14 protein-coding genes and 1 pseudogene are annotated in these 15,549 nt (G+C 72.0%); 2 read left to right on the top strand and 13 right to left on the bottom strand.

Going from position 1 to position 15,549, the window contains the following annotated elements:
• Nucleotides 1–109 precede the first annotated feature (109 nt).
• Complete coding sequence (locus ABZ272_RS03885; RefSeq protein WP_355048377.1) at nt 110–3,814, top strand: discoidin domain-containing protein; 3,705 nt, start codon at nt 110–112, stop codon at nt 3,812–3,814.
• A gap of 1 nt (nt 3,815) precedes the next feature.
• On the opposite strand, the gene ABZ272_RS03880 is transcribed toward ABZ272_RS03885, so the two are convergent.
• Nucleotides 3,816–4,616: a crotonase/enoyl-CoA hydratase family protein gene (locus ABZ272_RS03880; protein ID WP_355048376.1), complete on the bottom strand. Its 801-nt coding sequence runs from the start codon at nt 4,614–4,616 to the stop codon at nt 3,816–3,818.
• 78 nt (nt 4,617–4,694) lie between these two features.
• Here ABZ272_RS03880 and ABZ272_RS03875 point away from each other — a divergent pair, with 78 nt between their 5' ends.
• Nucleotides 4,695–5,549 carry a Rieske 2Fe-2S domain-containing protein gene (locus tag ABZ272_RS03875; protein ID WP_355048375.1) on the top strand — a complete coding sequence of 285 codons (855 nt, stop codon included), beginning with the start codon at nt 4,695–4,697 and terminating at the stop codon, nt 5,547–5,549.
• 644 nt (nt 5,550–6,193) lie between these two features.
• On the opposite strand, the pseudogene ABZ272_RS03870 reads toward ABZ272_RS03875, so the two are convergent.
• The 12 genes and pseudogenes from ABZ272_RS03870 to ABZ272_RS03815 form a co-directional block, all read right to left on the bottom strand.
• A pseudogene (locus ABZ272_RS03870) lies at nt 6,194–7,216 on the bottom strand (LysM domain-containing protein); the annotation flags it as partial.
• Nucleotides 7,217–7,230: 14 nt separating this feature from the next.
• Complete coding sequence (locus ABZ272_RS03865) at nt 7,231–7,677, bottom strand: pilus assembly protein TadG-related protein (protein ID WP_355048374.1); 447 nt, start codon at nt 7,675–7,677, stop codon at nt 7,231–7,233.
• Nucleotides 7,674–8,141, bottom strand: coding sequence for a TadE/TadG family type IV pilus assembly protein (locus tag ABZ272_RS03860; RefSeq protein ID WP_355048373.1), 468 nt, complete (start codon nt 8,139–8,141; stop codon nt 7,674–7,676). Before ABZ272_RS03860 ends, ABZ272_RS03865 begins: the two co-directional genes overlap by 4 nt.
• A complete protein-coding gene (locus ABZ272_RS03855) occupies nt 8,138–8,584 on the bottom strand; it encodes a TadE family protein (RefSeq protein WP_355048372.1) in 447 nt (148 codons plus the stop codon). Before ABZ272_RS03855 ends, ABZ272_RS03860 begins: the two co-directional genes overlap by 4 nt.
• A 5-nt stretch (nt 8,585–8,589) precedes the next feature.
• The gene (locus tag ABZ272_RS03850; RefSeq protein ID WP_355048371.1) at nt 8,590–8,793 is read right to left on the bottom strand and encodes a hypothetical protein; all 204 of its coding nucleotides are present in this window, start codon (nt 8,791–8,793) and stop codon (nt 8,590–8,592) included.
• 24 nt (nt 8,794–8,817) lie between these two features.
• Complete coding sequence (locus ABZ272_RS03845) at nt 8,818–9,687, bottom strand: type II secretion system F family protein (protein WP_355048777.1); 870 nt, start codon at nt 9,685–9,687, stop codon at nt 8,818–8,820.
• A 37-nt stretch (nt 9,688–9,724) separates the two neighbouring features.
• Nucleotides 9,725–10,627 carry a type II secretion system F family protein gene (locus ABZ272_RS03840; protein ID WP_355048370.1) on the bottom strand — a complete coding sequence of 301 codons (903 nt, stop codon included), beginning with the start codon at nt 10,625–10,627 and terminating at the stop codon, nt 9,725–9,727.
• Nucleotides 10,628–10,631: 4 nt separating this feature from the next.
• Nucleotides 10,632–12,173 (bottom strand): CpaF/VirB11 family protein, encoded by a 1,542-nt coding sequence (locus tag ABZ272_RS03835; protein WP_355048369.1) that lies wholly within the window; start codon nt 12,171–12,173, stop codon nt 10,632–10,634.
• The gene (locus tag ABZ272_RS03830) at nt 12,163–12,963 is read right to left on the bottom strand and encodes a ParA family protein (protein ID WP_355048368.1); all 801 of its coding nucleotides are present in this window, start codon (nt 12,961–12,963) and stop codon (nt 12,163–12,165) included. The genes ABZ272_RS03835 and ABZ272_RS03830 overlap by 11 nt, the downstream gene beginning before the upstream one ends.
• Nucleotides 12,964–12,965: 2 nt before the next feature.
• Nucleotides 12,966–13,625 (bottom strand): SAF domain-containing protein, encoded by a 660-nt coding sequence (locus ABZ272_RS03825; RefSeq protein ID WP_355048367.1) that lies wholly within the window; start codon nt 13,623–13,625, stop codon nt 12,966–12,968.
• 34 nt (nt 13,626–13,659) lie between these two features.
• Complete coding sequence (locus ABZ272_RS03820) at nt 13,660–14,541, bottom strand: hypothetical protein (RefSeq protein ID WP_355048776.1); 882 nt, start codon at nt 14,539–14,541, stop codon at nt 13,660–13,662.
• Between the two features lie 32 nt (nt 14,542–14,573).
• On the bottom strand, nt 14,574–15,092 hold the full coding sequence (locus ABZ272_RS03815) for a hypothetical protein (protein ID WP_355048775.1): 519 nt from the start codon (nt 15,090–15,092) through the stop codon (nt 14,574–14,576).
• Between the last annotated feature and the right edge of the window lie 457 nt (nt 15,093–15,549).

Here is a 15,549-nt window from a genome sequence, read left to right as displayed (position 1 = left end):
GCGGGGGCCACCGCACCGTCCCCCACCTGTCGCGGCACGACGGGCGTACCCCTGCACCCGTCACCGGGCAACGCACCCCACACCACCCCCGAAAGAGGTGTAGCGACCGATGTCCAGAAACGGCCCCACCCGAGGCACCCCCCGAACCGGCTCACCCGGTTCGACCGTCCGAGCCAACCGAGCGCCGGCCCGCCGCCGACTGCTCGCCGGCACGCTCGCCGGACTGCTCCTCGCCGCCGCTCCCGCCGTCACCCCGGCGACCGCGGCACCGGCGGCGACGCCCACCTCCGCACCGGCGGGCTCCGCCCGCGCGGCTCTGCTCGCGGGGCTCTCGGCCACCATGAGCGCCAGCAGCTACAACCAGAACTACGTGGCGAGCAACGCGAACGACGGCAACGCCTCGACCTACTGGGAGAGCGCCAACAACGCGTTCCCGCAGTGGATCCAGGCCGACCTGGGCGCGACGGTCGGCGTGGACCGGGTCGTGCTGAAGCTGCCGCCGTCGTCGGACTGGCAGACGCGTACGCAGACCCTCTCGGTTCTCGGCTCCACCAACGGCTCGACCTTCAGCACCCTGAAGTCGTCGGCCGACTACACGTTCAACCCGAGCAGCGGCAACACCGCGACCGTCAGCTTCACCGCCGCCAGCACCCGCTACGTCCGGGTGCAGGTCACCGGCAACACCGGCTGGCCGGCCGCGCAGCTCTCCGAGGTGGAGGTGTACGGATCCAGCGGCAGCACCGACACCCAGGCCCCCAGCGCCCCCGGCAACCTGGCCTACACCCAGCCGGCCAGCGGTCAGATCCGGCTCACCTGGTCGGCGTCGAGCGATAACGTCGGGGTGACCGGGTACGACGTCTACGCCAACGGCGCGCTGCGCGGCAGCGTCGGCGGCTCGACGCTGACGTACACCGACAGCCAGGCGGACAGCGCCACGGTGTCGTACTACGTCCGGGCCAAGGACGCGGCCGGCAATCAGTCGTCGAACAGCAACACGGTGACCCGTACCGGCACCGGTAACCCGCCCACCGGGAGCAACCTGGCGGTCGGCAAGCCGATCACCGCCTCCGGGTACGTGCACACGTTCGTGGCGACCAACGCCAACGACAACAACGTGGCCACCTACTGGGAGGGCAACGGCAACCCGAGCACGCTGACCGTGCAGCTCGGCGCGAACGCCAGCCTCAGCCAGATCGTGCTGAAGCTCAACCCGGACTCGGCGTGGGGTACCCGTACCCAGAACATCACCGTCCTCGGCCGGGACCAGGGCTCGTCGAGCTTCACCACGCTGGTCGGCGCGACGAACTACACGTTCAACCCGGGCAGCGGCAACACGGTGACCATCCCGGTCTCCGGGGCGGCGGCCGACGTACGCCTCTCGATCGCCTCGAACACCGGCGCCCCGGCCGGTCAGGTGGCCGAGTTCCAGGTCTTCGGCACCCCCGCGCCGAACCCGGACCTCACCGTCACCGGCATGTCGTACAGCCCGTCCGCGCCCGTCGAGACCAGCACCGTCACGCTCTCGGCGACCGTGCGGAACGCCGGTTCGGCGGTCTCCGCCGCGACCAACGTCAACTTCTACCTGGGCTCCACCCGGGTCGGCACCGCGTCGGTCGGTGCCCTCGCGGCGGGCGCGTCGACCACGGTCAGCGCCAGCATCGGCACCCGCGACGCGGGCAGCTACCCGCTCAGCGCGAAGGTCGACGAGTCGAACACCGTCGTCGAGCAGGACGACACCAACAACAGCTACTCCAACCCCAGCCCGCTGGTCGTGAGCCCGGTCGCCACCAGTGACCTGGTCGCCTCCTCGGTCGCCTGGTCGCCGGGGAACCCGTCGGCCGGCAACACCGTCACGTTCTCCGTGTCGATCCGCAACGCCGGCAGCGTGGCGTCCGCGTCCGGTTCGCACGGCATCACGCTGACCGTCCTCAACGAGTCCGGCACCGTGGTCCGTACCCTGACCGGCTCGTACTCCGGTGTCATCAACGCCGGGGCCACCGTCGGCCCGGTCAACCTGGGCACCTGGACGGCCGCGAACGGCAAGTACACCGTCCGGGTCGTGCTCGCCGCCGACGCCAACGAGCTGCCGGTCAAGCAGACCAACAACACCAGCGACCAGCCGCTCTTCGTCGGGCGCGGCGCCAACATGCCGTACGACATGTACGAGGCCGAGGACGGCGTGGTCGGTGGCGGCGCGAACGTCGTGGGCCCGAACCGGACCGTCGGCGACCTGGCCGGTGAGGCGTCCGGCCGGCGTGCGGTGACCCTGAACTCGACCGGCGCCTACGTCGAGTTCACCACCCGGGCCAGCACCAACACGCTTGTCACCCGCTTCTCCATTCCGGACGCGGCGGGTGGCGGGGGCATCAACTCGACGCTCAACGTCTACGTCAACGGCACGTTCCACAAGGCCATCGACCTGACGTCCCGCTACGCGTGGCTGTACGGCAACGAGACCAGCCCGGGCAACTCGCCGAGCGCGGGCGGACCGCGGCACATCTACGACGAAGCCAACGTCATGCTCAACTCGACCGTTCCGGCCGGCAGCAAGATCCGCCTGCAGAAGGACGCGGCCAACACCACCACGTACGCGATCGACTTCATCAACACCGAGCAGGTCTCGCCGATCGCCAACCCGGACTCGGCGCGGTACGCCACGCCGACCGGCTTCACCCACCAGGACGTGCAGAACGCCCTGGACCGGGTCCGGATGGACACCACCGGCAATCTGATCGGTGTCTACCTGCCGGCCGGCAACTACTCCACCTCGTCGAAGTTCCAGGTGTACGGCAAGGCGGTCCAGGTGACCGGTGCCGGCCCCTGGTACACCCGGTTCAACGCGCCGTCCGGCCAGGAGAACACCGACATCGGCTTCCGGGCCGAGAACTCGGCGGCCGGCTCGTCGTTCAAGAACTTCGCGTACTTCGGCAACTACACCTCGCGGATCGACGGCCCGGGCAAGGTGTTCGACTTCTCCAACGTGTCGAACATCGTGATCGACAACATCTGGGCCGAGCACCAGGTCTGCCTCTACTGGGGCGCCAACACCGACTACATGACGATCAGGAACTCGCGGATCCGCAACCTGTTCGCCGACGGCGTCAACATGACCAACGGCAGCACCAACAACCTGGTCAGCAACAACGACGCCCGGGCCACCGGTGACGACAGCTTCGCGCTGTTCTCGGCGATCGACGCGGGCGGCGCCGACATGAAGGACAACGTCTACGAGAACCTGACGTCGACGCTGACCTGGCGGGCCGCCGGTGTGGCCGTCTACGGCGGCTACGGCAACACGTTCCGCAACATCTACATCGCGGACACGCTGGTCTACTCCGGCATCACCATCAGCTCGCTGGACTTCGGCTACCCGATGAACGGCTTCGGCGCGAGCCCGCCCACGAAGTTCGAGAACATCTCGATCGTCCGGGCCGGTGGGCACTTCTGGGGCGGGCAGACCTTCCCGGCGATCTGGGTGTTCTCCGCCTCGAAGGTGTTCCAGGGCATCCGCGTCAGCGACGTGGACATCGTCGATCCGACCTACAGCGGCATCATGTTCCAGACCAACTACGTCGGTGGGCAGCCGCAGAACCCGATCACCGACACGGTCTTCACCAACATCTCCATCAGCGGCGCCCGCAAGAGCGGTGACGCCTACGACGCCAAGTCCGGCTTCGGCATCTGGGCCAACCCCATGCCGGAGTCCGGGCAGGGTCCCGCCGTCGGGTCGGTCACCTTCACCAACCTGCGGCTGAGCAACAACGCGGTGGACATCCAGAACCCCACGACGACCTTCACCATCAACCGCAACTGATTCACCCGGTAGCCGACGCCGTCGGGGGGTCCCACCCTCCCGGCGGCGTCGTGCCGTGCCGGCCCGCACCCGCGGCGAACCGGGCCGCGCCGGCCAGCGCGTCGGTGGCCAGCGAATCCATCCCGTACGCCAGTTCGGTCGCCAGCGCCTCCGCCTCGGGCCGTCCGACGCCCGCCAGCAGGGCCGCCCGGTCGTTGCGCAGGCAGGTCTGCGGATGCCGGGCGATCGCCGTCGCCAGTTCCTCGGCCGCCGCCCGTGCCCGGCCCGGCGGCACCACCCGGTTGACCAACCCCATGGCGTACGCCTCGTCGGCCGGCACCGCCCGCCCGGTGAGGATCAGGTCCATCGCCCGGCTCTCCCCGACCAGCCGGGGCAGCCGGACCGTGCCGCCGTCGATCAGCGGTACTCCCCAGCGGCGGCAGAACACTCCGAGCGTGGCGTCGGATTCGGCGACCCGCAGGTCGCACCAGAGCGCCAGCTCCAGGCCGCCGGCCACCGCGTACCCCGAGATGGCCGCGATCACCGGCTTGCTCAGCACCATGCGGGTGGGACCCATCGGGCCGTCCCCCTCCGGCTCCACCCGGTTACCCCTCGGCGTGCCGACGGCCTTCAGGTCGGCCCCGGCGCAGAACGTGCCGCCCGCACCCCACAGCACGGCGACCGCCGCGCCCGGATCAGCCTCGAAGGCGCGGAAGGCATCCGCCAACGCCCGAGCGGTAGCCCCGTCGACAGCGTTCCGAGCCTCCGGCCGATCCAGAATCACCGTAGTGACCGCCCCGCTGCGCTCCACCCGCACACCCATCCCGCCAGCATGCCCGCCCCCGGCAGGTTTGTCGTCGGCGACCGGTTTGGGAGGGGGATCGCCGGGAAGTCGGTACTCGTGCGAGCGCTATTGACGAAAGTTGAGCAGGACTCCCGGCTGGACCGCGCGGGTGACCGGTTGCAGAAGGTCGTCCTGGGCACGCTGCGACCGCGGCGACTGCGGGACCTGCTGCACGGCGTGACGCTGGGGCACCCGCTGCACCCGGCCATGGTGCAGGTGCCGGTCGGGGCGTGGATCAGTGCCGCCGTACTGGACCTGATGCCAGGGCAGCGCCGACCGGCGACCGTGCTGGTCGGTCTGGGGACGCTCAGCGCCCTGCCGGCGGCGGTCGCCGGTTTGAACGACTGGGCGGCGCTCTCCCGGGACCAGCGCCGGGTCGGCCTCGTGCACGCCGCCGCGAACACCGTCGGTGTCGGCCTCTACGCCGGCTCACTGGCGGCGCGGCTCTCCGGGCGGAGCGGCGTCGGCAAGGCGCTCGGGTTCCTCGGACTCTCCGCCGTCAGCCTCGGCGCGTACATCGGCGGGCACCTGGCGTACAAGCAGGGCGCCCAGGTCAACCAGAGCGTGTCCGAGCTGCACCGGATGAGCGACGGGTGGCACTCGCTGGCCGACATGGCCACCCTGCCGCAGCGCACGCTGATCACCCGAGAGGTGGACGACGACATCTCGGTGATCCTCTACCGGCACGGCGGCGAGGTCACGGTGATGCTGGAGCGGTGCCCGCACCAGAGCGGGCCGCTGGGCGAGGGCGAGGTCCAGGAGATCGACGGCCACGCGTGCGTGGTCTGCCCGTGGCACGGCAGCGCGTTCCGCCTCAACGGCGGCGAGGTCGTGCAGGGACCCTCCGGCAACGATCAGCAGATCCTGCCCACCCGCATCCAGGACGGCGTGCTCCAGACCCGTCTCCCCTGACAAGGGTGCTGCCGGGCCGACGAGGACGCCCGGCCGCCCTCGACGCGCTGATGCCACATAGTCATCAAGATGACTATGTGGCATCAGTCTGTGTGGGGTGCCCGCTCCCGGCCGCGTCGGCCGTGTAGGGGCCATGGCGCTTGGGCGTCGGCCATGTGGCACGGCGTTTGCGCTCGGCCGCGCGTGGGCCACGGCGCTCACGTGCGTCGGCCGCGTGGGCCACGGCGCTCGGCGTCGACCGCGCACGGGCCGCAGCTCCCGAGCGGCGTTCGTGCGGAACTCGGCGAGCGGGGCTGCGACCTCCGCGTGCGGGTGCCGGCTCAACCCCGCCGGTGCCGACCGCCCTGGATGCCGTCGTCCCATTCGCCGACCGCTCCGGCACTACGACCGGGCAGGGCCAGCGGCGTGCCGGTCGGCGGGCCAGTGGGCGGGGCAGGCGTGTCGGTGGCCGCCGCCGCACGACGGGCGGCCCAGGCGGCGCCACTGCCCGCTCGGCCCGCGTCGCCGCTCCGACCGGGACTGCCGCTCAGGCCGGAGCCGCCGCTCCGAGAGGCGCGGCTCCCGGTGGTGGAGCTGCCGCCGACCCCGTTTGACCGGCGTCGCGGGGTACGGGCGGCGGCAGTCAGCCGGGGTGCGGCGCCGGCGGTGGCCGGTCGACGACGGAGACCGAGAACCGCGCCGATCTGGGCGCCGACGATGCTCGCCACGGCCAGGACGGCGGAGACGGCCAGCGGCCGGTTCACCCGGTCGGTGGTTCCGGCCCGGGCCGCGCCGACGGTCATCGTGGGCGCCTGACCCGTCGACTCCGTACCGCTGGGTGGTGCCTGCTCCGCGCGCTCCGGGGCCGACCGCTCCGGCGTCGGTCGCGGCGCGGGCGGTGTGGGCGCGGCGGGTCGACCGACGAGTTTGCCGGTCGCGTGCGAGCGTGCGCCCTGGTCGGTGGCCTCCGCCGGGAGCCGGAGCAGTTGCCCGGGACGAATCCGGTCCGGGTCGTCCAGCCGGTTCAGCTTGGCGAGTTGCCGGTAGTCGTCGAACTCGTCGAGGTACCGCTCGGCCACCTCGCCGAGGTAGTCGCCCCGGGCCACGCGGTACACCGGCGCAGCCTGGTCGCCAGGGCTCGGCCCGCCCGGCGCGACAAGTCCGAGCGGCCCGCTCCCCAGGGCGTCGCGGTGCCCGCTCGCGGCCAGGCCCAGCGGGGTGCTCTCGGTGAGCCGCGTGGTGGTCGCCGACGCGCTCGGCTGGGCGTACGTCGGGCCGGCGTATACCGCGGCGGCGCTGGCGGCGGCCGGGCTGGCCGCGAGGATCAGGGCGACCGAACCGACCAGCGCGGCGGCGGCCTTCTGCTGGCGGCTCATCCCGGGCAGCTTCGGCGCCGGCCGGCGCAGGGTCTGTGCGCCCAACTCGACGAGGACAGAGAAGGTGAACGTGGCCCAGCCGAACCACCCGGCCAGCGCCAGGGCCCGCAGGAAGAGTTGCCCGTCGTCCCGGCTGGTCAGGGTGGTGCCCACCTCGGCGAGGGTGGGCAGATGGTCGGGCAGGGGATTGCCGGCGAAGGCGAGCAGCGCGACCGGCGCGCCCGCCACCAGGGCGCAGAGCACGACGAGCGCGCCGAGGCCGGTGAGGACACGTCCCGTCCGCCGTACGACGGACCGACCCGATGCGGACATGGCTGCCTTCCTTCCTATGGGGGCGGGGCTGGGGCTGTGGTGATGGCCCGTGCGGTCGCCTCGCCGGTGATGGTGACCTGGTCGGCGAAGCCGAACAGGCCGAGCATCGAGCGGCGGTAGGTGATCGTGAGGCGTACCCGGACGACCACCTCCCCGGCGATCTGCGGGAAGCTCACGGTGTGGCTGGTGGTGGAGCCGACGGCGGTGAGGTATTCGGCGACCGCCACGCGGGCCTGCGGCTGGTCGATCCGCGTCGGCCCACCCTCGATCGCGGTGGCCCGGTCGATGGCCTGCCCGCCCGCACGGGCCGCCTCGGCGGCCAGGTTGTCGGCGCGTTGCAGCGTGCGGAGCTGGCCCGCGCCGTCGAACGAGAGTCCCACGATGGCCAGTACGCCGATCATCGCCACGGCCAGGAAGATGCTGACCCGGCCGTGGTCGCCGGAGAGCGTACGGAGGTTCATCGTCGGCTCCGGTAGCGGTCCAGTGGCGAGGTGAAACTGGCCTCGATCTTGTTTTCCGTGGGCATGCCCGGTAGGGCGTTGAGTCGTAGGTCGCGGAACGACACCCGGCACTCGACCTTGACGGTGACCGTCGCGTTCTGGCCGAGCGCGCTGCGGTAGGCGTCGTCGAATCCGGTGTCGCTGTTGCCGACCCTGCCGGCGAACGTCAGGGTCGGAGCGGCTCCGCAGTCCAGTCCGTGCCAGTCCAACTGCTCCTGGGCCGCCCTGCGGGCCTGTTCCTTGGCGTCGGTCGGGTTGCGGGAGATCGAGGCGGCGCGGGCCGCGTCGTGCGCGGCGGCGTCGAGGGCCTCCGCCGCCACCGCACTGCGTCCGGCAACGCCCGCCAGCACCATCAGCGCGATGAACGCGGGCGCGAGCACCGCCACCTCGATGGAGACCGAGCCACGCTCGGTGGTCCGGCTCACGGCGCGGTCACCCGCTCCACCGGCCCGTGCGCGGTCTGCCCGATCTCGAAGTCCACGCCGGGTACGACCGACAGGGACCGACCGGTCACCGTGCAGGTCACGTCGACGTCGCTGGTCACACAGCTCGGACCGCCGGCCTTGTCCCAGCCCAGCAGCCAGCTGCCGCTGGTGGACAGGAACTGCTCGGCGCTGGCTACCCCGGCGCCGTTGGACGCGTTGTACCGCCGTTCGGCGTTGACCCCGCTCTGGGCGGCGTTCAATGCCGTGGCACGAGCCAGGAAGACGGCCGCAACCTGGAGTGACGCGAACAGGAGCACCAGGATCAGCGGCATCACCACGGCCAGCTCCACCGGGTTCGCACCCCGCTCCCGGTCGCCGGCCACGAGACGACGCCGAGCGGCGGAAACCGCCCGGCGCCACCTCGGGTACGTGGCTCGACGCATGTCGGTTACTTCGGGTTCGCGTGGCCCGGGATGGCCTTCATCCAGTCGTTGGCCTTGCCGAGGGCCAGGCCGGTGACGACGGTGGCCACGAAGACCAGACCGAAGATGATCACCGCGGTCGGTACCGGGCTGTCGCCCCGCTCGCCGTCCCGACGTAGCTCGGCGAAGCGCGTCGTCACCACGACGTGCAGGTAGGTGAGGATGGACATGGCGTACTCCTTCTCGGGGTCGGATCAGACACGGGCGATGAACGGGTAGACGACGAAACCGAGCAGCACGAAGACGAGGAGCGCGCCCGGAATGTCGAGCTTGCTGGTCACGCCCTCGGCGCGGGCCAGGTTGTCGGTGCGGATCTGGTCACGCAGCGAGTCGGCCCGGCTGCGCAGGGTCTCGTGCACCTGCGCGCCCTCGCTGCCGGAGGAGCGCATGATCGCGCCGACGTCGCCCAACTCCGGGATACCGATCTTGTCGGCGAGGTCGCGCAGCTCGTCCCAGGGGGCGTGCATCTGCATCTGGGCGATCCGCAGCGCCTCCTGAAGGCGGTCGAACACCCAGCCGTCGCAGACCGCCGCGGCCCGCTCCAACGACTGCACCGGCCCGTGCGCGGCGGAGAGCTGCAAGGCCACCAGATCCAGGTACGTGCAGACGGCCTGGCGGAACTCGTCGCGGGCGGCGTCCGCCTTGGTCAGGACCGACCGGTGCGCCAGCAGGCCGGCGACGAACGCCATGCCGAGGCCCCCGAGCACCGGTACGACCAGCGGCAGCGAGATGCCGAGGACGAACAGCGCCACCCCCAGCAGGGTCGGCGTGGCCAGTCCGATCAGCGCGGACAGCAGCACCGACAGCGCGTACTGCTCAGGGGTCTGGCCGATCAGGGCGAGTTGCCGGTGCGGCGGTCGCAGCCAGCGGGACAGCCCGGTCAGCCAGTCCAACCGCCGGGAGGCGGGAGTTGCCACCCGGCCGGTACCCGGCGGCTGGTGCAGGCGGCGCAGCGCCGGCCCGAGCGCGGGAGTGGCCGGCACCAGCTCGCGGATCACCAGGAACAGGCCCAACCCGATCGCCGCCCCGCCGGTGACGGCGACGCCGAGGAGCCAGTTGACGATCATCGCGGGCCCCTTGCCGGCACGATGGCGCTCGCGCTCACGCGACGACCTCCTGTGGGTCGGGCGCCGGCAGGAACCGGGCCGGTCGCTGCGGCTGACTCATCGAGCGCACCCACGCCAGCAGGCCGATGAAGGCGGCCCCGAGAGCAGCCATCACGATCTGACCCGTCGGGGTGCCGTACGGCTCGATGTACTCGGTGTTGACCAGCCCGTACGCCAGCGTCGCCAGCGTCATCCCGGTCAGGAAGCGGACCGCGAACCGGGGCTGGGTGCGCTTGGCCTCGATCTCCCGGCGGGTCGCCACCTCGGCGGACGCCGCGCCGGCGATCGAACCGAGTACGTCGCCCAACCGCTCGCCCCGGTCGGTGAGGTGCAGGATCAGGGCCGCCACCACCTGGTCGCAGACCGGGTCGCCGATCTCGTCGGCGAACGCCAGCAGCGCGGAGCGGGCCAGCCAGCCGGCCTGCAACCGGGCGGCGAGCAGTCGTACCTCGTCCTCGATGCCGGGTGGCACGCTGCCGATCGTGCTGATGATCGCCTGTTGGAGGCCCTGGCCCGTACCGGAGACGTCCTTGAGCCGGCGGGTCCACTCGCCGACGGCCTCGATCCGGGCGATCGCCCGCTGCTCGGCCTTGCCCACCGCGAACAGCCACGGTGTACCGGGTACCGCCACCGCCACGAGCAGGCCCACCACCGGCAGCCCGGTCAGCAGGAAGGCCAACGCCCCGGCGACCACCGCGGCGAGCAGCAGCGCCTGGTAGGACCGCCGCTCGGCGGGCGTGGCGCCGGAGCCCCGCCAGAGGCGACTCAGGCCGGGTCCCGCTCCCGGGCCGGGGCCCGGGGGTCGACGGGTGCCGACCAGCGCGACCACCGCCAGCAGGAGCCCCGCCACGCAGGCGGCTCCGGAGACCACTGCGATCAACTCCAGGCTGTTCCCCATCAGGTCACCGCCGGGCCAGTCGGGTCTGTCGGGGCCGCCGCCACGCGCCCGTACCGGCCTCGATCCACCGGGTCAGCAGTCGGGAGTCGTACCCCACGCGGAGCAACTGGTCGCGGACCCGTTCCGGCAGGTGCCGGGGGACCGCGCGGCCGTCCGGACCGGGACCGAAGACGGTGGTGGTGGTGATCCGTCCGGCCTCGCCGGCCCCGATCACCTCCTCCACGTGCGAGACGAACCGGTGCTTACGTCCGCCGATCGCGCTCTCGTCCTCGACGGTGACGTAGACGATCAGGTCGAGGGCGTTGCCGGCCATCCGACGCGCCTGGTCGACGGTCATCTCGCGGCCGTGCGCCAACGCCAGCTCCACGATCCGCTCGCCGACGCCGGCGGCCGTACGGGCGTGGATCGTGCACATCGACCCCCGGCTGGTGGTCATCGCCTGGAGCATCGGCACGATCTCGCGGGACCGCACCTCGCCCACGATGATCCGCAGGACGCCCATCCGCAGCGACAGCGGGATCAGGTCGGCGATCGTCACCTCGCCCGCCGGACGGCCGTCGAAGCCGCGCTCGCCGTGCCCCTCCCGCGCCTCGAAGCTCATCACCGCCCGGTGCCGTTCGCGGCGGCGCGCCGGCAGCAGTTCCCGGCTCTCCTCCAGCAGCACGTACGGCTCGTCGGGCGGGATCTCGTTCATCAAGGCCCGGATGATTGTGGTCTTTCCGGCGCCGGCCAGCCCGGCGACCATGATGTTCAACCCGGCGCGCATGGCGGCGCGCAGGAAGTCACGCAGCAGCGGGTCGATCATCTCGTCCAGGTCGCCCCGGCTACCGGCGACGTCGTCGAGGCTCACGTCCAGGGTGTTGTGTTTGCGGATCACCGCGTACGGGCGGTGGCTGACCAGGAACACCGCCGCCAACCGGCTGCCGTCGGGCAGTTGCAGGTCGAGGGTGGGCTTCACGGTGGACAGGGACCGCTCGGTCGCGCCGGCCCGCCGCGCCGCCGCCTGGAGGATCTCCACCAGTTCGGCGTCGCTGTCGGCGATCGGCTCGCCCCAGTCCACCCCGCCGCCGTGTCGGGTGATGCGCACCTGGTCGCAGCCGAGGATGTGCACCTCCTCGATGGTGTCGTCGACCAGCAGGGTCTGGAGCCGGCCGAGCCCGACCAGCTCGGCGGTCACCTGGTCGAGCAGCAGACGCTCCTCGCCGGCGGCCATCGGCGTGCCGGCCCGGCGGACCGCGTCGGCGTACTCGGCGACCACCTGGACGGCCAGCCGAGCCCGCTCGGTGTCCTCCTCGTCGACGGTGAACTCCCGGCCGCGCTGCCACAGGGTGAGTCGTTCGGTGAGTTCCCGGCGAAGCTCCCGGACCACCTGGAAGTCCATCCGGGGTCGAGGGGCCGTCTCGGGCGGCGGCGTGGCCGTGGGCGTCGGCTGCGGCATCGGCGTCACGTGGTGGTGCCGGCCGTTCGCGGGGTTCAGCGGTGGCGCGGTGGATGTCGCGCCCGGCGGCTGCTGGCGGGGGTCGGCCGAGACGGGTTCAAACCGCATCCGGCACCCCCTGCTGTACCGGCCAGGCCAGCCGTGCCCGTCGGCGTTCCAGCAACGCCCCGACCGGCACCTCCAGCGCGGTCGCTGCCCGCAGCAGCGGCCGTCCGGCCCGCACGGTCCCGCCGAGGCCGAGCACCCCCGCGGTACGCGGGTCGTGCGGCAGCCGGGCGATCACCGGCAGCTTCAGCCCGCGACTGATCTCGGCGCGCCCGTGACCGTCGCCGACCAGCAGCAGCCGCAGGGTGCCCGGCGGTACCCGGTGCTCGGCGAAGTCCCGCTCGATCGTGGTCACCGCCGCCCGCGTCCCGGACAGGTCGGGCAGGTTCGCCCGGGTCACCAGCAGCACCACCGAGGCGGCCCGCAGCAGTGGCCACGGTGGACCGTTCACGTGCAGTCGGCCGCAGTCGACGAGCACGTCGTAGCCGGGGGTGCCCCGGTCCAGGGCGTTGAAGTAGTCGGCGAAGCGCTGCCAGAGCGGCGTGACGCTGCCGGCCTGTGTCGGGTCGACCAGACCGGGCAGCAGCAGCCGTTCCCGGCGCGGCGCGTCCAGGTCGACCAGCTGGGACCAGAACGCCGTCTCCAGGTTGCCGTCGCGCAGCTCGCCGACGGCCAGCTCCCCGATGCCGCGTGGACCGTCCAACTGGCCGCCCAGATAGCCGGCGAGGATCGACCCGCCCGCCGGGTCGCACTCGGCGAGGACCAGCCGGCGATGCCAGGTGAGGGCGCAGGCCAACGCCGAGGTGGTCACGCCGGGCGAACCCTTCGCGGACACCAACGCGATGATCGCCATGGTCAGGCCGCCTCGATCAGCACGACGGCGACCCGTTCCTGGGCGGCGAGCGCCACCACGGCGGGTACGTCCCGGATGAGGAGCGCCAGGTACAGCACCTTCTCGTCGTCCGTCGGGCTGACCATGTCGATGACGGTGGCCGTGAACCGGGTGCCGGCCGTGGCGGCCGCCCCGGTGGCGTCGTCGTCCGGGGTGCTGACCAGCAGCACCTTGTCGCCGGGGTGCAGCGCGCGGGCGGGCACCTGGGCGGTCTTCAGGCCGAGCGCGATCTGCTGCTGCCCCGGGCCGAGCAGCGGGTCGTCGGTGACCTGCCCGAGGGTGAGCAGGGTGCCCGGCACCAGCGCCACGGCGGCCCGCTTGCCGACCACCTCGTCCAGCCGGCCCGCCGGCACGGGGCGTAGCCCCTGGCCGCCGGCGACCTGCACGGTGATCAGGTCGGCGGCGGTGACCTCCCGGCCCACCTCCACCGGCCGGGCCACCGCGAGGTAGCTGCCGGTGGCCCGGACCGAGGTGACCGCGAACGCGGCCCCCAGCCCACCGAGGGCGATCAGGAGCACGGCGAGACCCAGCAGGCCTGGACGGACGCGGCGCTGCCGGACCACCTTGGGCGGGCTGACCGGCGCGTCCACCGGCCCCGTCGCGTTACGCGTCGCCACACTCACCGTTCGATCTCCATTCGCGCCTGGGGTGCTCTCATTACCTGGTCACCACCTGGAGTTCATTGATCCGTACCGGCACCGTGCCGCTGGCGCGGGTCTGCGCGATCGGGTCGCCCTCGACGCCGTTGTTGGTCCACCAGCGGACGGTCCAGTACGTGGTGGCACCCACCCGGTACGTGCCGGCCTTCGGATAGCCGTGGTCGTAACCGCAGTCCGGCGAGGTGCTGCCGGCTCGCGCGCCCTTCGGGTCGTACGGGGTGCCGGGCTTGGTGCAGGTGACCGTGTCGCCGTTGCCCATGTTCCAGACGATCCGGCTGACCTTCGCCTCGATCGAGACGCGCAGACCACGGTCCTCCGCCGAGGCGTGCAGCGGCCCGAAGTAGTCGGCGCTCGGCGTCGCCCACATCCAGACCGGCAGGCCGACCAGACCGGGTCCGATGTCCTTGCGCGGGGCCACCTTGAGCCGCGCGGGCAGCAGCTTGATCGACGCGAGGGCCCGGCGGGCCAGCTCCTCCGGGTCCGGCGGAGCCCCGAAGCCGGCCGGAGGCCCGTCGAGCGGCAGGGTCCGCTGCGCGCCGAGGTCGCCGCCGTTGCAGGTCTGCACGTACCATTGCTGGCCCTCGGGTGCCGACGGCTGCGGCACGGCGAGCTTGTAGTAGCAGCCGTCGCCGTTGTTGAACCAACCCAGCACGTCGTCGTAGCAGGGGATCGTGCGGCCACCCCACTGGCAGACGCCGCCACCCCCACCGCCGCCGGAGTCTCCGCCGCCGTTGTCCCCGCCGCCCCCCGGGTCGCCGGGGTGGCCGGGCTCGTCGTCCCAGACGTTGCAGTCCGGTTGGCCGGGCGGGCACTCCACCCCCGGGCCCGCGCGGCGGGCGGCGGAGGCCGGCGGGGTCGCGGCGACCATCACCATCAGCATCGCCAGGCCGACCCCGGCGAGGGTGCGGCGGCTCAGCACGGCTGGTCCTGGTGCGCGACGCCGGAGCTGATCAGCCATCGACCGTCGGGATAGCGGGTTGCGGTGGCCGTCGCCAGGTGCTTGCCGCCACCGCTGCCGGGAACCACCTTCTGGTCCTTGGTGTAGACGAGCCGGTAGCCGGTCGCGTCCAGGCAGTCCTGGATCTCCACGGTGGCCGGGTCCGAATCGAGGTCGACGGCGATCACGGTGGGATCGGATCGCAAGGTCCCGGTACGCATCGCGCCGTGCTCCTTAGCGTCGCGAATGGACAATTGCACCCGGGTCAACAGTGGATCAGCGAGATATCTGGACAGTTCCGGCGCGTGCGGATCGCCGCGCCGACTCGCCGTGCGCGAGGCCGTGAGATATCCGGAGTACGCCCCGAGCGCCGCCTTTTCCGCAGCCCCACGTTCGACATCCGAATCCGCCCGTACCCCGTCGGGACGCTCCGACGTCGGGCGCTCGACCGCCTCCGGCCCGCTGCCGCAGGCGGTGACCGCCACCGTCGCCACGATCGCCAGCAGGCAGGTTGTCGCTCGCCTGAGCTGCCGTTCGACCACCGCCGAACCCTCCTTGTGACAGCCCGACGTGGCGACGAAGCGCCGGTGCCGAGCATGCGAAAGCGCGCCCGGATCACTTCATCCGGCCGTTCATTGCGCTTCTGCATTCACCGTTGCGGATCTTCTACAAATGCGAGGTCCTGTGCTGTCCGGTCATCGATGTGAGGCTTGCGTCACACTCAAGGGGCGAGCATAAGCTCACGATCGCCGATGCAACAGAGGCAATTCAAGCGAACACTCTGAGTGATGATGGGTGGTGGTGGCAGGTGTCCGTGCCGCGCTCCGGATGGCTGTCGGTCCAGGGGTCGTCGGTGGCCCGGCCTCGCTGGCGCGGGCCGATCCGTCCCGACCCCTACGCCCCTTACGAGAGTGGGGTATCGCGCCCGCATTCCGACATCCGGCCCGTGTC

This window comes from Micromonospora sp. NPDC005979 (assembly GCF_040614415.1).
Taxonomy (GTDB): domain Bacteria; phylum Actinomycetota; class Actinomycetes; order Mycobacteriales; family Micromonosporaceae; genus Micromonospora.
This window is presented reverse-complemented; position numbering and strand designations above follow the sequence as displayed.

Excerpts from the sequence above, each read along its gene's own strand:
- ABZ272_RS03835 (WP_355048369.1), bottom strand. The coding sequence starts at position 12,173 with ATGCGGTTTGAACCCGTCTCGGCCGACCCCCGCCAGCAGCCGCCGGGC.
- ABZ272_RS03885 (WP_355048377.1), top strand. The coding sequence starts at position 110 with ATGTCCAGAAACGGCCCCACCCGAGGCACCCCCCGAACCGGCTCACCC.
- ABZ272_RS03880 (WP_355048376.1), bottom strand. The coding sequence starts at position 4,616 with ATGGGTGTGCGGGTGGAGCGCAGCGGGGCGGTCACTACGGTGATTCTG.
- ABZ272_RS03865 (WP_355048374.1), bottom strand. The coding sequence starts at position 7,677 with ATGAACCTCCGTACGCTCTCCGGCGACCACGGCCGGGTCAGCATCTTC.
- ABZ272_RS03855 (WP_355048372.1), bottom strand. The coding sequence starts at position 8,584 with ATGCGTCGAGCCACGTACCCGAGGTGGCGCCGGGCGGTTTCCGCCGCT.
- ABZ272_RS03840 (WP_355048370.1), bottom strand. The coding sequence starts at position 10,627 with ATGGGGAACAGCCTGGAGTTGATCGCAGTGGTCTCCGGAGCCGCCTGC.
- ABZ272_RS03820 (WP_355048776.1), bottom strand. The coding sequence starts at position 14,541 with ATGCTGATGGTGATGGTCGCCGCGACCCCGCCGGCCTCCGCCGCCCGC.
- ABZ272_RS03830 (WP_355048368.1), bottom strand. The coding sequence starts at position 12,963 with ATGGCGATCATCGCGTTGGTGTCCGCGAAGGGTTCGCCCGGCGTGACC.
- ABZ272_RS03850 (WP_355048371.1), bottom strand. The coding sequence starts at position 8,793 with ATGTCCATCCTCACCTACCTGCACGTCGTGGTGACGACGCGCTTCGCC.